Origin of the sequence: Nonomuraea terrae (assembly GCF_004348995.1) — a bacterium.
In the GTDB taxonomy this organism is placed as follows: Bacteria; Actinomycetota; Actinomycetes; order Streptosporangiales; family Streptosporangiaceae; genus Nonomuraea; species Nonomuraea terrae.
The window spans coordinates 13,901-31,316 of record NZ_SMKQ01000038.1; the positions used below are offsets into that span (position 1 = coordinate 13,901).

A 17,416-nucleotide genomic window follows, 5' to 3' on the forward strand; every position below is an offset into this window, starting at 1 on the left:
GGCGCTCACCACGCCCGTCTCACCGGAACTGCCCGTCCGTCCTGGCTGGTGTCCTTCTGGAGAAAAAGGAGGTTGCGGGGCGCCTGGCGGGTCCGATTGCCGACCGCCCTCGGGTTGAGGCGCCCTGCGTGGAAGGCACCTCAGGAACGGACCGCGCAACGGGTCCCAGGGACACTCTCCCGGGCTGAGGCCCCCCGATCAGGAACGGAGGGCGTAACGCGCTCCCCGGGCTGAGGTCCGTGTGTGCAGGGCAATCACGAACGGACTGCGCAACGTAAGGTCCCTGTGTGGAGGGCGGTCAGGAGCGGACTCCGTACCGGTTTCAGGAGCGACGCTCCCTCGGGGTGCCATCTTGATCGTGGAGGGGTTGGTGTCGGTGGGGTCAGGGTTTCAGGGCGGTGAGGAAGCGGTCTGCTTCGGCGGCGAGGCGGGGTAGGTCGGCTGCGGGGTCGGCGGAGCGGGCCAGCAGCATGCCGGCCTCGCACAACGCCCCGAACAGCAGCTGCGCGCGGGCGGGCAGCCGCTCGTCCACATCCCCCTCGACGGGCAGCCGCTCGTCCGGCTCCCCCTGGTCAGGCAGCCGTCCACCCGGCTTCTGCTCGGTGGGCAACCGTCCGCCCGGCTTCTGCTCGGTGGACGACGGGAGCGTGCGTCCGTCCGGCTTCGCCTCGGTGAGCGGCTGTCCGTTCGGTTTCCCGTCGGTGGGTGGGTGGCCGGACGAGGCCGCTTCCGTGGGTGGGGTGGCGGCCTGGCGGAGGGCGGTGAGCAGGACGCGGAGGGTGTGGGCGTGTTCGATCTCCCGGACGGTCTCCCAGCCCAGGATCGAGGGGGCGTCCAGGAGGACGATGCGGCGGAAGCGGCGGTCGAGGCAGTGTTCCAGGAACGCGCGGGTGCCACGGCTGAGTGCCGCCCACGGGTCGCGCTCCTCGGCGGCGGCCAGCTCCAGCCGGGTGGCCACGTCGGCCAGCTCGGCGGTGAAGGCCGCGCGGAACAGCTCCGCCTTGCCCGCGAAGTGGTGGTACGCGGCGCCCTTGGTCATCCCGGCCGCGGCGGCGACGGCGTCGATCGAGGTGGCCGCGTAGCCGTCGGCGCCGAACAGGTCACGCGCGGCACGCACCAGCCGCGCCGTCGTCTCGTCAGAGCGCTCGGCCTGGGTACGGCGGATCATCGTGCTCCCCATTGACTTGCATACTCGCGGTACGTAACTTCGAGCGTAGTTACGTACCGACAGTATGAATCAGGGAGGTGGGCGATGTCCCCACCGCAGTCCCCGCACCAGGACTCATCCCCCGTAGCCGTCTACGGCGCCACGGGCCACACCGGACGCCTGGTCGCGGCGGACTTACGCGCCCGCGGCCGGGACGTGATCCTGGCCGGCCGGGACGCCGGCGCGCTCAAGGCGCTGGCCGACGAGCTGGGCGCCCCGGTCCACCAGGCGGCACTCGACGATCACGACGCGCTGCGCGAGCTGGCCGGACGGGCGTCCGTGCTGATCCACTGCGCCGGCCCGTTCACACACACGGGCCAGGCGGTCGCCAGGGCGGCGGCCGAGAGCGGCTGCCACTACGTCGACCACGCGCTGGAGCAGCACCACACGGCGTGGATGTTCGACGCGATGGACGAGCCGGCGCGCCGCGCCGGGATCACCATGGTCACCGCGATGAGCTTCTACGGCGGCCTCGGCGACCTGCTCGCGGGCGCCGTGGCCACCGGCATGACGGACGTCGAACGGGTGATCACCGCGTACGCCGTCAGCGGCTGGCGGCTCACCACGGGGGCCAAGAAGACGGCCGAGCTGTTGTTCGCCGACACGCGTCGCATCACGTTCACCGACGGCGCCCGGCACGTCGGCTACGTAGAGCCGCGCAACGCCGTCTTCCCGTTCCCGCCGCCGCTCGGCCCGCGCACGATGATCGCCCCGGTGCCGTTCTCCGAGGTCGTCACCGTGCCGCGGCACGTGCCGGCGCGGCGGGTGGAGGCGCAGCTGACGGCGCACACGTTCCAGGAGGAGCAGGCGTTCACCAGCGAGCACGTGGCCGCGGCCACCCGGTCGGGCTCGGAGTTCACGGTCGCCGCCCAGGTGATCGCCGGGGACGGCGGCGGCCGCGCGGGGCGGGCGAGCGGGCGCGACCTGTGGCGCATGAGCGCCGTGACCTCCGTCGAGGCCGCCGTCCGCCTGGCCGACGGCGGCGGGCCCGGCCCAGGCGTGTACGGGCCGGCCGAGGCGGTCCCCGCCGAAGCGTTCCTGCGCGACCTGGAACGGCTCGGCCTGTTCACCCTCACCCTCCCGGAGAAGCCATGATCCTCGTCACGGGAGCGGCCGGCGGGCCGCAGGGATCGACCGGCCGGCACGTCGCCGGCCTGCTGCTGGCGCGCGGCGAACGGGTGCGGGCGTTCGTGCGCACCGACGACCACCGCGCGGAGGAGCTGCGCAAGCTCGGCGCCGAGGTGGCCGTCGGCGACCTGCGCGAGATCTCCGACGTGCGCCCGGCGATGCACGGCGTGCGGCGGGCGTTCTTCACCTACCCGGTGACGGCGGGCCTGCTGGACGCCACGGCCGTGTTCGCGGCGGCGGCCAGGGAGGAGGGGGTGACGCGCGTCGTCGAGGTGTCGCAGCTCGACGCCTCCCCCGTGGCGGGCACGCCGCGCATGCGACGGCACTGGGTGGCCGAACAGGTCTTCGACCGGGCCGGGGTGGGCGCGGTGCACCTGCGGGCGGCGGTGTTCTTCGAGAACCTGGCCGTCGTGGCTGCCGCGGCCGGCCGGCTGGCCCTGCCGCTGGGCCCGGCGGACACCCGGATCCCGCTGGTCGCGGGCGAGGACGTGGCCCGGGTGGCGGCGGGGCTGCTGCTCGACCCCGTGCCCGCCGACCCGGTGTGTCTCGTGACCGGGCAGATGGCGACGGCCGGCGAGGCGGCGCAGGCGCTCGGGGTCGCGTACGAGGACGTGCCGCCGACGGAGTGGGAGAGGTGGGCGACGGACGTGTACGGCGACCCGTACACGGTCGAGCATCTGACCCACCTGTGGGCGCTGTTCCGCTTCATCGGCTCCGGCGACCACCCGCTCTACCGGGTCACGCGGAGCATCGAACGTCACGGCGGCCGAGCGCCGCTGTCGCTGAGGGCGTTCGCCCGGGCATGAGAGAACCCCCGGCCGGGGGAACGGCCGGGGGTTCGTCACCTCAGGGGATCAGCCGGTGAAGCCGACCTCCGTGTAGTCGAGGTACTTGTAGCCGCGCGCGCCCCAGTTGGCGAGCGTCTTCTTCGTCGCCTGGATGTTGGGCCGCTGGTACAGCGGGATGGTGTGCACCATGTCCCAGATCAGCTTGTCGGCGGCGTTGGCGAGCTCGATGGCCTTGGCCGGGTCGGTCTCGGCCACGGCCGCGTCGATCGCGGCGTCGACCGCCGGGTCGCTGCCCTTCGGGAAGTTGCTGTCGGAGCCGGTCTTGTAGATCTGCGCGAGCGAGCCGATCGGCAGCGGCGTGCCGATCCACGAGAACGGCGTGAGGTCGAAGTCGCCCTTGATGATGTAGTCGTTGAAGAACTTGTCGAGCGGGACCGCCTGGATGTTGACCTTGATCCCGACTTCCTGCAGCATCGCCTGGGCCAGCTCACCCTCCGACTGCGACACCGGCGTGCCCGTCGGGATGACGAACCTCAGGCTGAGTTCCTTGCCGTCCTTCTTGCGGACCTGGCCGTCCAGCTTCCAGCCCGCCTGGTCGAGGAGCTGCTTGGCCTTCTCCGGGTTGTACTTGCCGAGGTCGCCGGAGTTGTCGACGTAGCCCTTGTGGTTGTTCATGAAGACGTGGTTGCCGAGCGTCTGGATCGGCCAGTCCATGTCCTTCAGGTCGGACTGCGTGACCGCGTCCCGGTTGATCGCGTACGCCACGGCGTGCCGGACGTTCTTGTCCTTCAGGATCTCGCTCTGGTTGTTGACCGTGAAGTGCCGCCAGTCGGGGCTGAGCGCCTTGCGGATGTCGACGTTCGGCACCTCCTTGGCCCGCTTGAGCTCGGCCGGAGCGCCGGAGGGAATCTCGACCCCGTCGATCTCGCCGTTGGCGAAGGCGTTCACCTGCGCCTCGGGCGACTCGATGCCCCGGAAGATGATCTTGTCGAGCTTGGCCTTCCTGCCCCACCAGTTGTCGTCACGCACGAGGGTGAGCGTCTTGGTGCCCTCGTCGATCTTCTCGACCTTGAAGGGTCCCGCGGTGACCGGGATCTTCTGCAGGTAGTCGTTGTCGAACTTCTCCGGCGTGTCGAGGTGCTTGGCCGGGACGAGGTGGAAGGTGCCGCGGTTGAACAGGCCCTCCCACTCCAGGTACGGCTTGGAGAAGGTGACGACGGCGACCTTCTCGGAGTCGCCCTGCTCGACCGACTCGATCTGCTTCCAGCCGTCAGTGGAGGCCGGCTTGTACTTGTCGTTCGAGCCGTTGGCGGCCTTCCACGCCCCTTCGAGGTCCTTCCAGGTGATCGGCGTGCCGTCCGACCACTGGGCCTTGTCGTTGAGCGTGTAGGTGACGACCTGCTTGCCGTCCACCGTCTCGTTCTTGACGTCGGTGACGTAGTCGGGGTTCGGGGTGAACGTGGCGTTCTCGTCCGCCATCAGCAGCTGGGGCAGGATCGGGTCCAGCATGTCGGCCGTGTCGGCCTGGTTGCCGTCGACGTGCGCGGGGTTCCACTGCGACGGCCACTGGCCGATCGCCAGCGTCAGGGTGCCGCCTTCCTTGACCTGCTCGTAAGGAATGGGGTTGATGCTGATGGCAGGGGTCTGCGTCATCGCCTGCTGGGCCTGCTGCGACTGCTCGGCGTTCGGCTGGTTTGTTTCGCCGCCACCTCCGCCGCACGCTGCGACGGCCAGGGACAGGACCGCGATGCCCGCGGCCGCCCGGTAACGAACCTTCACTTTTCCTCCTGATCGTCCGAGGCCGTGATGACCTCGATCTCCTCCGCGTAATGGCAGGCGGCACCGTGGTCCACGGTGTTCGCCAGCCGAGCAACCGAGGGCTCTTCGTCCACACACCGCCGCCGTTCGGCCTCGGTGAGGCGGGCGAACTTGGGGCAGCGGGTACGGAACCGGCAACCCGATGGCGGGTCTGCCGGGCTGGGCAGGTCCCCTTCGAGCAGGATCCGCCTGCGGCTGCGCTCCAGCTCCGGGTCCGGCAGCGGGATCGCCGACAGCAGCGCCTGCGTGTAGGGGTGGGCGGGGTGGTCGTAGACGTTCTCGACCGTGCCGATCTCGGCGATCTTGCCGAGGTACATCACGGCGACCCTGTCGGCCAGGTGCCGGACCACGGCCAGGTCGTGCGCGACGAACAGGTACGACAGCCCCAGAGTGTTCTTCAGCTCCTCCAGCAGGTTGATCACACCCGCCTGGATGGAGACGTCGAGCGCCGAGACCGGCTCGTCCAGGACGACCAGCTTCGGCTCCAGCGCGAGCGCGCGGGCGATGCCGATGCGCTGCCGCTGGCCGCCGGAGAACTGCTGCGGGTAGCGCTCGGCGTGCTCGGGGGCGAGCCCGACCAGGTCCAGCAGCTCGGCGACCCGGGCCTGCACGTCCTTCCTGCCGTGGGCGCGCAGCGGCTCGGCGATGATGTCGCCGACCGGCATGCGCGGGTCGAGCGCGGCCATCGGGTCCTGGAAGACGATCTGCACGTCCCGGCGCAGCGCCCGGCGCGTCGCGGAGTCCATCTCGGCGCTGTCCTTGCCGAGCACGACGACCCGGCCCCCCTGCGGCGGCACGAGCTGCATGATCTGCTGCAGCGTGGTCGTCTTGCCGCAGCCGGACTCGCCGACCAGGGCCAGCGTCTCGCCCTCGGCGATGTCGAAGCTGATGCCGTCGACCGCGTGCACCGTGCCGACGCGGCGCTTGAAGACGGCGCCCTTCATCAGCGGGTAGTGCCGGATCATGTCGTTCAGCTCCAGCACGGTCGCGCGCTCGGCGCGCGGCACCCGTACCACGTCGCTCGGCGGGATCACCGGCACGGGGAACACGTCGGCGCCCGTCAGGCCCTTGTGCTCGATCTCCTGCGCGCGGATGCAGGCGACGTGCCGCCCGCCGCCGAACGGCACCAGCGGCGGCTCTTCCTCGTCGCACATGTCCACCTTCATGGGACAGCGCGGCGCGAACGGGCAGCCCGGCGGCAGCGACGCCGGCGAGGGCGGGTTGCCCTCGATCGGCACCAGCGCCCCCTCCTCGCCGTCGATCCTGGGGATCGAGGCGAGCAACCCCATCGTGTACGGCATGCGCGGCCGGTAGTAGATGTCGTCCACCGCCCCCTGCTCGACCGGCCGGCCCGCGTACATGACGAGCACCCGGTCGGCCATGCCGGCGATGACGCCGAGGTCGTGGGTGATCATCACGATGCCGGCGCCGGTCTCCCGCTGCGCGGTCTTGAGCACCTCCAGGACCTGCGCCTGGATGGTGACGTCGAGCGCGGTGGTGGGCTCGTCGCAGATCAGCAGGTCGGGGTCGTTGGCGATGGCCATGGCGATCATCGCGCGCTGCCGCATGCCGCCGGAGAACTCGTGCGGGAAGGCCTTGGCGCGCACGTTCGGGTGCGGGATGCCCACCAGGTCGAGCAGCTCCACGGCCCGCTTGGCGGCCTTGTCCTTGTTCATCTTCTGGTGGACGCGCACGGCCTCGGCGATCTGGTCGCCGATGGTGTAGACGGGCGTGAACGCCGACAGCGGGTCCTGGAAGATCATGCTGATCGCCTTGCCGCGGACCTTGATCAGCTCGTCTTCCTTCATGCCGATCAGTTCGCGGCCGTGCAGCTTCGCCGAGCCGGTGACGACGGCGTTCCGGTGCAGCAGGCCCATGATCGCCAGCGAGGTGACCGACTTGCCCGAGCCCGACTCGCCGACGATGCCGAGCACCTCGCCGCGCTCGACCTCGTACGACACCCCGCGCACGGCCTGGATGCCGCCGGGGAAGGTGACGGTGAGGTCCTTGACCTCCAAGATGCTCACGAGTTGCTCCCGGGGTCGAGTGCGTCACGCAGGCCGTCGCCGATGAGGTTCACGCTGAGCACGAGGAGCACCAGGAGGCCCGCGGGGAAGGCGAACAGCCACGGATAGCCGGTGGCGTTGCCGGAACCGCTCGCGATGAGCGTGCCGAGCGAGACGTCCGGAGGCTGGATGCCGAAGCCGAAGAAGGACAGCGCCGCCTCACCGATGATCGCCGCGGAGACGTTCAGCGTCGCGTCGATGATCAGCAGGGAGGACATGTTGGGCACGATGTGCCGGAAGATAATCTTCCAGCGCGGGATGCCCATGTAGACGGCGGCCTGGACGTACTCGCGTTCGCGCAGCGAGATCGTCATGCTGCGCACCACCCTGGAGGTGACCATCCAGGAGAACGCGGCCAGCAGCACCACGAACCACAGCCAGGAGGCGTCGGACTTCAGCCGCGGCGAGACGATCGCGATGATGAGGAAGCTCGGCAGGACGAGGAGCAGCTCCACGCCCGACATGAGCAACCGGTCCACCCATCCGCCGAAATATCCGGCGAACGCGCCCACGATCGCGGCCAGCCCGGTCGAGATGACGGCGACCAGGAGGCCGATGACGATCGACTTCTGCATGCCGCGCAGGGTGATCGCGTACATGTCCTGGCCGATCGACGTGGTGCCCCACCAGTGGTCGGGACCGGGGGGCGACAGGAAGGACAGGAAGTCCTTCTCCGTCCACTCGTAGTTGCCGAAGAGCGGGCCGACGTAGGCCAGCGCCACGAGGAGGATCAGCGCGGCGAACCCGTAGCGGGCCTGCCTGTTCTTGTACAGGCGCCTGAGGACGACCTTCGAACGCATCTCAGCTCACCCGCACCCGGGGGTCGAGGGCCGCCACCAGCAGGTCCGACAGGAAGGCGGCGAACAGGACGCAGATGGCGGTGAAGAACGTCACCGCGGCGACGGAGTTGACGTCGTTGGCGTTGATGGCGTCGATCAGCCAGGCACCCATGCCGTGCCAGGCGAAGATCTTCTCGGTGAAGATGGCTCCGGTGAACATCGTTCCGAAAGCGAAGGCGAAGTACGTGGCGGACGGGATCAGCGCCGTGCGCAGCGCGTGCTTGGTGAGCGCGGTCCTGCGGCGCAGGCCCTTGGCCATGGCCGTGCGGACGAAGTCCTGGCCGAGCACGTCGAGCATCATGTTGCGCTGGATGCGGCTGTAGAAGGCGATCGAGCCCAGACTGAGCGAGATGGTGGGCAGGATCAGGTGGTTCAGCCGGTTGAGGAACTGATCGAAGCCCGACAGCCTGGGGTTGTACTCGCCGGTGTACTCGATCAGCGTGAACCCGAGGCCCCGGTTGACGTTGTACGTGGCGATCGCGAGGAGAGTGGCCAGCACGAACACCGGGATCGCCATGATCACGAACGAGCTGACGCCTATTAACCGGTCACTGAGCTTGTACTGCCTGACCGCCGAGACCGCCCCCAGCGCCACCCCCACGGCGAAGCCGAGGATGGTGCCGATGAGCAGCAGCCGGAGGCTGACGAAGATCCGCCGGCCCATCTCGGCGTTGACGGATCCACCGTTCCAGGTCTTCCCGAAGTCGCCCACGATGACGCCGGAGGCCCAGGTCGCGTACCGCTGCAGGACCGGGGTCTTGTCGTTGAGGTTGTAGGCGTCGAGGGTCTGGTCGATGACCGCCTCGGGAATGGGAGGCTGGCGTCCCTGGTACGTGGCCCGCGGGTTCATGGTGGTGGCCGCGAGCATGTACGCGAGGCTGGCCGCTAGGGCGACCAGGATCACGTTTATTGCCAACCTGCGGAGCAGGTACTTGCCCATTACTCTCCGTTCGCGCTGACCGGGGCGCGAGCGTCCGCCTGGGGAGGCGGCGCCGCGACGTAAACCCGCTCGTAGTTTTAAATTCAACTGACGAGTAGGTGGCGATCAGGGCGAAAGAATATAAGCAAATATATAACAGTCAGAAACGGCACCACATAACGGTCAGGTCACTCACAAACGATCACCGCGACCTGTCCGATACTCGATCACAACCTCCCGACCAGGGAGAACACGCTCCGTAGCGATCACTCAGAGTGCCCTCGACCGCCCTGTACGTCACAGAATCCGGACATATATTGACGTGTGGAGAAAGTGATCCACGTCATAGGGCGCGACCTGGGTCACTCAGCTCCGCGAGCACGGCGGCCACCTCGGCGTAGGACGTCCGGACGCCGGCCGCGTCGCCGTGACGGTGGCGCTCCAGGCGGACGGCGCCGAGATGGCGGATCTCGTACACCAGGGAGCGCCAGAGCGCCGCGGGAGCTCGGTCCGCCGGGCCGTACGCCTCCCAGAACGCCACGCGCTCGTCCTGCTTGGCCGAGGCCAGGCGGATGGTCCAGTCGGCGGCCGGGTCGCCCCACCAGGTGCGGTCGAAGTCGAACACCCCGGTTATCGTGGGCTCAGGGGCGTCGGCGGCGAGCATGGTGTTGACCGTCCACAGGTCGCCGGTGAGCAGGCGGGGCTCGGTGATCTCGTCCAGGAGCTCGTGCCGGTCGGCCGCCAGAGCCGCCGCCCGGCGCACGTCGGCGCCGTCGAGGCCGGCGCCTTCCAGGTCGGCGGCGATCTCCGACAGCGACGCGGTGACCGCCTGGCTCCAGGTGGCGTACGCCGGGTTCGCGACGGGGCCGAACGCCGGGCCGCGCACGTCGTGGACGGTGCGGGTGATCTCGCCGAGGCGCCGGTAGAAGGCCGTCCAGGACGCCCGTGGGTAGCCGGGAAGGCGCTCCGGGGCCGGGACACCGTCGAGGAACGTCTGCACCAGGTAGTCGCGGCCGATCAGCTCATGGGACCAGTCGGCCGCGATGACCCGCGGCATCAGCGGGGCGATCACCGACAGGTACGGCACGGTGGCGTACTCGTTGCGCATCAGCTCCCGCTCGGAGGCGAACTGGCGGGCCGGCTCGGGCGCGAACCGGAGCACGACCGGCCGCTCCAGCCCGGCGACGGCGACCCGGTAGGTGGTGTTGTACCTCCCCCAGCCGAGCTCGACCGCCGAGACCGCGTCCCGGCCGAGGACGCGCCGGCAGATCCGCCGGATGAGGCCGGAGGTCACCGGCTGCTGGAACGCGCCGCCATCCCGCGCGACAGACTGCAAGTCCACCCCGCCATCGTGCCGAACGCCCCCGGCGACCCGTCACGGTGGTCCCCCTGCAGCGCGCTCGGGTCACGAGTGCGCCAGTCGGGTCGCCAGGTGCTCCATGGCCGGCCGCGGGCTGGCCAGGACGGGCACAGGCGTCTCGACCGCGCCCGCCATCCGCGCCATCGAGGCCTGGGCCAGCACGACCACGTCCACCTGCGCGGCGAGCTCGCGCAGCGCTCCCGCCACGGCGGCGTCGTGAGCGGCGGCGTCGCCGCTCATCAGCGCCTCGAACGCGCCCTCGCACAGCCGCGTGGTGAGCTCGATCAGCCGGTCCGCCGCCGCGGCGCGCCGCCGTACCAGGTCGGCGGTGGGGTCGAGGGTGGTGGACACGGTGGCGAGCACGCCGATCCGGCGTCCCAGGCAGACGGCCCGGTCGGCCATCGGCCGGTCCACGCGCGTCACCGGGACGCCGGTCAGCGGCTCGGCCGCTTCGACGGCCGGGCCGATCGAGGAGCAGGTGACCAGTACGTGGTCGGCTCCGGCGGCCTCCGCCGAGCCGATGTGATCGGCCACCCGGCGCGCGGTCAGGGGTGTGAGACGGCCGGCGGCGATGGTGTTCTTGATCAGACTGTCGTCGACGATGTTGAACGTCTCGACGCCCGGCAGGTGCTTCGCGCACAACGCGGCGAACACCTCCACCAAGGTCGCCGACGTGTGGATCAGTCCGAGGGTCTTCGTCAAGGCCGCTCCTGGTTCAGGCCGGTGAGGGACTTGTCCGGACGGTACTACCGACGGTGCGCCGTGTTAAGACCTTCATCTGATGAAAAAGTAACTTCATCCGATGAAAGGCTAGGAAAACCGGCGCGGCCGGGATACCGTGCGGAACCGTGGCAACTGATCCCCAGAGGGACTCGGCCCGGAACGTCCAGGTCGTGCAGGCCCTCGGCGCCCGCATCGTCGGCGGCTCGCTGGCCCCCGGCACGTCCATCCCCATCGAGGAGGAGCTGGTCTCCGAGCTCGGTGTGGGCCGCTCGGCCGTGCGCGAGGGCGTGAAGGTGCTGGCCGGCAAGGGCCTGCTGGAGACCAGGAGGAGCGCGGGCACGATCGTGCGCCCCCGCGCGTCCTGGAACCTCCTCGACGCCGACGTGCTGAGCTGGCGCTTCGAGCCGCAGCCGCGGCCGGAGGACATCCGGGTGCTGGCCGACCTGCGCGTCGCTCTGGAGCCGGGCGCGGCCAGAGTGGCCGCCGAACGCGCGGACGCGGCCGCCGTGCGCCGCATCGACGAGGCCCTGGCCGCGCTGTACGCCACCGCCGACGACCCCGAGCCGTTCATCGAGGCCGACCTGGCCTTCCACCAGGCCGTGTTCGCCGCGGCCGACAACGACCTGCTGCTCTACATCTACGACATGATCAGCATCGCCCTGCGGTCGGTGCGCCAGGTGCACACCCGCTCGGTCGAGCACAACAAGGAAACGCTGCCCGGCCACGAGCGCGTCGCCCAGGCGATCCGGCGCCGCCACCACCGCAAGGCCGAGGAGGCCATGCGGGGCGTGGTCGAGGTCGCCCGCGCCGACGCCGCGCGAAGCGCCGACCAGCACGCACGTCTCTGCTGCTAGAAGAGCTGCTAGAAAAGAGCCGATCCGTGGACGTCCTGCTCGACGTCGACGGCCCCGTGGCCGTCGTCACCCTCAACAGACCCGCCAAGCTCAACGCCATCACCCCCGACATGGCAGCCATGCTGCGCGCCTGCCTGGACCGGGTGGACGCCGACCCGGGCATCCGGGTGGCCGTGCTCACCGGCGCCGGAGAACGCTCGTTCTGCGTCGGCAGCGACATCGGCGAGCTCGACGCGTACGCCACCCCGTGGGAGTTCCGCAACCGGGCCGACTACGGCGACGCCGTCCGCGCGCTGCGCAAGCCGATCGTCGCGGCCGTCAACGGCTACGCCTACGGCGGCGGCCTGGAGCTGGCCCTGGCCTGCGACATCAGGCTGGCGGCCGAGACCGCCATGTTCGCCGCGCCGGAGATCAAGCTCGGCTGGATCGGCGGCAGCGGCCAGTCGGCGTTGCTCGCCCATGCCGTCGGGCCGGGCAACGCGGCCAAGATGCTGCTCACCGGCGACCCGATCGACGCCGCCAGGGCCGCGGCCTGGGGCCTGGTGACCGACGTGCATCCGCGGGAGGAGCTGATACCGGCGGCACGGAGGCTGGCCGAGACCATCGCCGCACGGCCGCCGATCGCCGCGCAGACCGCCAAGGCCAACCTCAGGGCGGCCTACTCGATGCCGCTCGACCAGGCCATCCGCTACGAACGCGACCTGCAGACCGTCTGCTTCGCCACCGCCGACGCGGCTGAGGGCCGGGCCGCCTTCGCCGCCCGGCGCGAGCCCGTCTTCGAGGGGCGCTGATGGGCGTCCTCGACGGCTACCGCGTGGTCGACCTGTCGATCGCGATGGCGGGCCCGCTGGCCGCCATGCGACTGGGCGACCTCGGCGCGGACGTGGTCAAGGTGGAGCCGGTGACCGGCGAGTGGCAGCGGCACGCCCCGGCGGGCGGCGCGACCGGCAACCGGGTGAACGCCTCGTTCCTGTCGCTCAACCGCAACAAGCGCAGCCTCGCCGTGGACCTCAAGTCGCAGGAGGGCCGCGAGATCGTGCACCGGCTCGCCGCGACCGCCGATGTGTTCCTGCAGAACTACCGGCCCGGCGTGGCCGAGCGGCTCGGCATGGACCACGCCACGATCAGCGGGCTCAACCCCTCCGTCGTGTACGTCTCCATGTCCGGCTACGGCGAGAGCGGCCCGTACGTGTCGAGGCCCGGCCAGGACCTGCTGCTCCAGGCCATGAGCGGCGCCATGCTGAGCACCGGCCGGGACGGCGACCCGCCCGCGCCCGCCGGCACGTACGCGATCGACGCCATCACCGCCTACAGCGCGTTCGAGGGCGCGCTGGCCGCGCTGCTGCACCGCGAGCGGACCGGCGAGGGCCAGCGGGTGAGCGTGAACATGCTGGACGCGGCCGTCGCCGTGCAGATGCAGGAGCTGTCGGTCTTCACGGTCGGCAAGGTGCCGCAGCGGCGCGGGCGCGAGCCGCACGGCCACACCTACATCCGGGCCCCGTACGGCGTGTTCGCCACCAAGGACGGCTACCTCGCGCTCGCCATGCCGCGGCTCGACGCGCTGGCGGTCGCCCTCGGCCTGCCGGAGCTCGCCGCCATGGATGGCGACGCCGACGGCCACACCAGGCGGGACGAGATCACCGCGATGGTGGCCCGCCGCCTGCCGGAGCGCACGACCGCCGAGTGGCTGGAGATCTGCGCCCGCCACGACCTGTGGGCCGGGCCGGTGTACGGCTACGCGGAGCTGGTGAACGACCCGCAGGTCAGGCACAACGGCTCGTTCGTCACCTACGAGCACCCCACCGAGGGCACCGTCACCACACCGGGCTTCCCGTACGGACTCAGCGCGACCCCGCCGCAGGTGCGCAGGGGCGCCCCGCTCGCGGGCGAGCACACCAGGGAGCTGCTGGAGGAGCTCGGCTACCCGGCGGAGCGCGCGGCGGAGCTGCTGGCGAAGGGCGTGCTGGCATGCTCGGACTGACCTGGGACCACCCGCGCGGGTACGCCCCGCTGGACGAGCTGACGCGGCTCGACCTGGCCGGGCGCAACCCGTACGGGGACGTGCCGGAGCCGATCATGTGGGACCGGCAGCCGCTGGAGGGCTTCGAGTCGGAGCCGATCGCGCGGCTGTGCGAGACGTACGACGTGCTGGTGGTCGACCATCCCGGTCTCGGGGCGGCGCTGGACGCGCTGATGCCGATGGAGGAGCTGTTCACGGCGGACGAGCTGGCGGCCGTGCGGGCCGGCACGGTTGGCCGCGGCTACGACAGCTACCACCTCGACGGCCGCCAGTGGGCGCTGCCGCTGGACGCCGCCGCCCAGGTGGCCGCCGCCCGCCCCGGCGTGACCGTCCCGGAGACGTGGCCCCAGGTCGTGGAGCTGGCGCGGAGCACGCGGACGGCGTTGTGCCTGGGCGGGCCGCACGCGTTCCTGATGTTCTGCGCGCTGTGCGAGGGCGACTTCCTCGGCGAGGAGACCGGGGAACGGGCGCTGGAGACGATGGCCGAGCTGCTGGCGCTGTCCGATCCGGAGGTCTCCCTGCGCAACCCGATCGGCGTGCTGGAGGCCATGACGGACGGCGGCCCCGACCTGTGCCCCCTGCTGTACGGCTACGCCTCCTACCCCCTGGCCTGGGCCGACGCCCCCGCCTGGCCGGGCGGCGCGCCGGGCAGCGTGCTCGGCGGCACCGGACTCGCGGTCTCCCGGCGGCGCGCCGAGGGAATCCGCGAGGCAGTCCGCGCCAACCTGCTGCGCCTGGTGTCCGAGCCGGTGCAGACCCGGCTGTTCCCGGCGACCGGCGGGCAGCCCGCCGCCCGCGCCGCGTGGGAGCGCGCCGGCTTCCACCGCGACACCCGCGCCACCGTGGAGGCCGCCTGGGTCAGGCCGCGTTTCCCCGGCTACATCGCCCTGCAGGAGAGGTCGTCCGCGCTGATCCGCGACGGGCTGCTCGCCCGCGTGAAGACCCGCGACGTGCTCAAGGAGCTGCACGAGAAATGGAGGAACGCATGACCACGGCGCTCGTCACCGGCGCCGCCGGAGCGCTCGGCCGCGCGATCGCGGCCCGCCTGGCCGCCGACGGCCACCGGGTGGCGGCACTCGACGTCGACGCGAGCTCGCTCGACGGCGACCTCGCACTCAAAGCGGATCTGCGCGACCCGGCGGCGATCGAGGCCGCGTTCGCCGAGACGGCCGCGCGGCTCGGGCCGGTCGGGATCCTCGTCAACAACGCCGCCGTCTACCCGGCCCGGCCGTTCCTGGAGGTGCCGCTGGCCGAGTACGACGCCGTGCACGCGGTCAACCAGCGCGCCTACTGGCTGTGCGCCCAGCACGCGGCCCGCCAGATGAACGCGAACGGCGGCGGCGCGATCGTCAACGTCGCCTCGATCACCATGCACGGCGGCTGGTCCGACCTGGCCGCGTACGTGGCCACGAAGGGCGCGGCGGCCTCTTTGACCCGGGCGCTGGCCCGCGAGCTGGGCCCGGGCGAGATCCGGGTCAACTGTGTCTCCCCCGGCGCGTTCCCGACGGCCGCCGAGGAGATCCACGAGGACCCGGAGGCGTACAACGCGATGGTGCTGGAGCGGCAGGCGCTGCGGCGGCGCGGCAGGCCCGAGGAGCTGGCCGCCGTGGTGGCGTTCCTGGCCGGGCCGGACGCCTCCTTCGTCACGGGCCAGACCATCGAAGTCAACGGAGGGTGGGTGATGGCATGACGCCGGACCGCAGGCGGCTGGCCGAGCTGACGGGCGACCTCGGCGCGGCTGGAGGGGTGCGCCTGGTGACGCTGGGCGACGGGGTGGAGCGCGGCATCAGGGCGCTGGAGTTCCGCACCGGATCGGGTCTGGCGTTCGACGTGCTGGTGGACCGGTGCATGGACATCGGGCACGCCGAGCACGCCGGGCGCTCGTTCGGCTGGCGCTCCCCCACCGGCTTCCGGCACCCGGGGCTGCACGAGCACGCCGACGAGGACGGGCTGTCGTGGCTGCGCTCGTTCTCGGGGCTGATCGTCACCGCCGGGCTCGACCACACGTTGTTCGGGGACGAGGTGCCCGCCGACACTTACCGGTATCCGCCCCGGCAGTCCGTACGGCACGGGCTGCACGGCCGGGCCGGCAACCTGCCCGCCCGGCTGACCGGCTACGGCGAGCGGTGGGACGGCGAACGCTGCGTGCTGTGGGCGGAGGGCGAGGTGCGCCAGGCGGCGGTCTTCGCCGAGAACCTGCGCCTGGTGCGCCGGATCGAGGCCGATCTCGGCGGCGACGAGATCCGGCTGGTCGACACGGTGACCAACGCCGGGTTCGAGCCGGCGCCGCACATGTACCTGTACCACATCAACCTGGGCTGGCCGCTGCTCGACGAGGGCGCCAGGTTCGACGCCGACATCCGCGAGACGCTGTGGCAGAGTGACAGCGTGGCCGAGCAGAAGGCCGACCACGTCGTCTTCCCAGGGCCGGCTCCGGGGTTCGTGGAGCAGGTGTACGAGCACGCGCTCGTGCCTCGCGCCGACGGGCTGCACAGGGTGGCCGTGGTCAACGACCGGCTGGGCATGCGGGTGGCGGTGGAGTGGCGGGCCGCGGAGTTCCCGTACTTCTTCGAGTGGCTGAACCTGCGCTCCGGCAACTACGCGGTGGGGCTGGAGCCGTCCACGCACCACGTGGCCGGCGACGCGGCGGCGCGCCGGGACGGCGCCATGATCTGGCTCGGCCCGCAGGAGTCGCGGACGTACCACACGACGTTCCGGGTGGAGGCCCCATGAGTTGACGGGCCGAGGCTCAGCCCAGCCGGTACGCCCGCCGTGCCGTGCCGGCGAAGACCTGGGCACGCTCGTGTTCCGACAGCCCGGCGCACAGCTCGTCGGCGGCCGCGGCGACCTGTTCGTACTCGGCGGCCAGCAGGCAGACCGGCCAGTCGGAGCCGAACATCACCCGCTCGGGCCCGAACGCCTCCAGCACCACCTCGGCGTACGGCCGCAGGTCGGCCACCCGCCAGGAGGCCCAGTCGGCCTCGGTGACCATGCCGGACAGCTTGCAGAAGACGTTGGGGTGGGCGGCCAGCTCGCGGACGCGCGTACGCCACGGCTCCAGCTCGCCGGAGGCGATCGGCGGCTTGGACAGGTGGTCGAGCACGAACGTCAGCTCGGGCAGCGCGGCCACGGTCTCGATGGCGGCGGTCAGCTGGTGCGGCAGCGTGAGCAGGTCGTAGGCCAGCCCGGCGGCGGCCACGGCGGCCAGGCCCCGGCGCACGTCGGGGCGGGTGAGCCAGGCCGGGTCGGGCTCGGACTGCACGCCGTGACGCACGCCCACGAGCCCGGCGGGCAGCGCGGCCAGCGTGTCGGCGACGTCGGGCGCGGTGAGCTCGATCCAGCCGACCACCCCGGCGACCAGCTCCGACGCGGCGGCCAGGGCCAGGAACTCGCGCGTCTCGTCGAGGGCGGGCAGCACCTGCACGAGCACCGTGCGGGTCACCCCGGCCGAGGCGGCGTGATCGGCGAGATCGCCGAGGGTGAACGAGCGGCGCACGGGCGCCATCCGCTCCGGCTCCAGCCAGGCGTGCGGGCGTGCGGACAGGTCCCAGACGTGGTGGTGGGCGTCGATGCGGCTCATGGGGTTCCAGCTCCGTGCGGGTCGGTACGGCTCGGTCAGGATCATGCCATGGCCGGGGGACGACGGCCGCACGCAACCTAACAGACCTCCTATGTTTCGTCCGAATTGCCGCCA

At 71.3% G+C, this 17,416-nt stretch carries 16 protein-coding genes; 8 read left to right on the top strand and 8 right to left on the bottom strand.

Annotation, left to right across the window (positions count from 1 at the left end; genetic code table 11):
* Positions 1-382: 382 nt before the first annotated feature.
* On the bottom strand, positions 383-1,168 hold the full coding sequence (locus E1286_RS15515; RefSeq protein ID WP_165969749.1) for a TetR/AcrR family transcriptional regulator: 786 nt from the start codon (positions 1,166-1,168) through the stop codon (positions 383-385).
* A gap of 84 nt (positions 1,169-1,252) precedes the next feature.
* Here E1286_RS15515 and E1286_RS15520 point away from each other — a divergent pair, with 84 nt between their 5' ends.
* The gene (locus tag E1286_RS15520; protein ID WP_132613039.1) at positions 1,253-2,302 is read left to right on the top strand and encodes a saccharopine dehydrogenase NADP-binding domain-containing protein; all 1,050 of its coding nucleotides are present in this window, start codon (positions 1,253-1,255) and stop codon (positions 2,300-2,302) included.
* Positions 2,299-3,141 (top strand): NAD(P)H-binding protein, encoded by an 843-nt coding sequence (locus E1286_RS15525; RefSeq protein ID WP_132613041.1) that lies wholly within the window; start codon positions 2,299-2,301, stop codon positions 3,139-3,141. The genes E1286_RS15520 and E1286_RS15525 overlap by 4 nt, the downstream gene beginning before the upstream one ends.
* 48 nt (positions 3,142-3,189) lie before the next feature.
* Here the strand turns inward: E1286_RS15525 and E1286_RS15530 are convergent, their stop codons facing one another.
* The 6 genes from E1286_RS15530 to E1286_RS15555 form a co-directional block, all read right to left on the bottom strand.
* Positions 3,190-4,902, bottom strand: coding sequence for an ABC transporter family substrate-binding protein (locus E1286_RS15530; RefSeq protein WP_132613043.1), 1,713 nt, complete (start codon positions 4,900-4,902; stop codon positions 3,190-3,192).
* A complete protein-coding gene (locus tag E1286_RS15535; protein WP_132613045.1) occupies positions 4,899-6,968 on the bottom strand; it encodes an ABC transporter ATP-binding protein in 2,070 nt (689 codons plus the stop codon). Before E1286_RS15535 ends, E1286_RS15530 begins: the two co-directional genes overlap by 4 nt.
* On the bottom strand, positions 6,965-7,807 hold the full coding sequence (locus E1286_RS15540; RefSeq protein ID WP_132613047.1) for an ABC transporter permease: 843 nt from the start codon (positions 7,805-7,807) through the stop codon (positions 6,965-6,967). Before E1286_RS15540 ends, E1286_RS15535 begins: the two co-directional genes overlap by 4 nt.
* Before the next feature lies 1 nt (position 7,808).
* Positions 7,809-8,786, bottom strand: coding sequence for an ABC transporter permease (locus tag E1286_RS15545; RefSeq protein WP_132613049.1), 978 nt, complete (start codon positions 8,784-8,786; stop codon positions 7,809-7,811).
* Between the two features lie 322 nt (positions 8,787-9,108).
* Positions 9,109-10,107 carry a phosphotransferase family protein gene (locus E1286_RS15550; protein ID WP_132613051.1) on the bottom strand — a complete coding sequence of 333 codons (999 nt, stop codon included), beginning with the start codon at positions 10,105-10,107 and terminating at the stop codon, positions 9,109-9,111.
* Between the two features lie 63 nt (positions 10,108-10,170).
* The gene (locus tag E1286_RS15555; RefSeq protein WP_132613053.1) at positions 10,171-10,827 is read right to left on the bottom strand and encodes an aspartate/glutamate racemase family protein; all 657 of its coding nucleotides are present in this window, start codon (positions 10,825-10,827) and stop codon (positions 10,171-10,173) included.
* A gap of 146 nt (positions 10,828-10,973) precedes the next feature.
* On the opposite strand from E1286_RS15555, the gene E1286_RS15560 reads away from it, so the two are divergent.
* The 6 genes from E1286_RS15560 to E1286_RS15585 are packed head-to-tail and all read left to right on the top strand — an operon-like array spanning position 10,974 to position 16,455.
* The gene (locus E1286_RS15560; RefSeq protein WP_132613055.1) at positions 10,974-11,702 is read left to right on the top strand and encodes a FadR/GntR family transcriptional regulator; all 729 of its coding nucleotides are present in this window, start codon (positions 10,974-10,976) and stop codon (positions 11,700-11,702) included.
* A 26-nt stretch (positions 11,703-11,728) separates the two neighbouring features.
* Positions 11,729-12,493: an enoyl-CoA hydratase/isomerase family protein gene (locus E1286_RS15565; RefSeq protein ID WP_223189983.1), complete on the top strand. Its 765-nt coding sequence runs from the start codon at positions 11,729-11,731 to the stop codon at positions 12,491-12,493.
* Positions 12,493-13,683: a CaiB/BaiF CoA transferase family protein gene (locus E1286_RS15570; protein ID WP_132613059.1), complete on the top strand. Its 1,191-nt coding sequence runs from the start codon at positions 12,493-12,495 to the stop codon at positions 13,681-13,683. Before E1286_RS15565 ends, E1286_RS15570 begins: the two co-directional genes overlap by 1 nt.
* Positions 13,671-14,711, top strand: coding sequence for a type 2 periplasmic-binding domain-containing protein (locus E1286_RS15575; RefSeq protein ID WP_132613061.1), 1,041 nt, complete (start codon positions 13,671-13,673; stop codon positions 14,709-14,711). The genes E1286_RS15570 and E1286_RS15575 overlap by 13 nt, the downstream gene beginning before the upstream one ends.
* Positions 14,708-15,412: an SDR family NAD(P)-dependent oxidoreductase gene (locus E1286_RS15580; protein ID WP_132613063.1), complete on the top strand. Its 705-nt coding sequence runs from the start codon at positions 14,708-14,710 to the stop codon at positions 15,410-15,412. Before E1286_RS15575 ends, E1286_RS15580 begins: the two co-directional genes overlap by 4 nt.
* The gene (locus E1286_RS15585) at positions 15,409-16,455 is read left to right on the top strand and encodes an aldose 1-epimerase family protein (protein ID WP_132613065.1); all 1,047 of its coding nucleotides are present in this window, start codon (positions 15,409-15,411) and stop codon (positions 16,453-16,455) included. The genes E1286_RS15580 and E1286_RS15585 overlap by 4 nt, the downstream gene beginning before the upstream one ends.
* A gap of 16 nt (positions 16,456-16,471) precedes the next feature.
* Here E1286_RS15585 and E1286_RS15590 read toward each other — a convergent pair whose 3' ends face one another.
* A complete protein-coding gene (locus tag E1286_RS15590; RefSeq protein ID WP_132613067.1) occupies positions 16,472-17,302 on the bottom strand; it encodes an amidohydrolase family protein in 831 nt (276 codons plus the stop codon).
* Between the last annotated feature and the right edge of the window lie 114 nt (positions 17,303-17,416).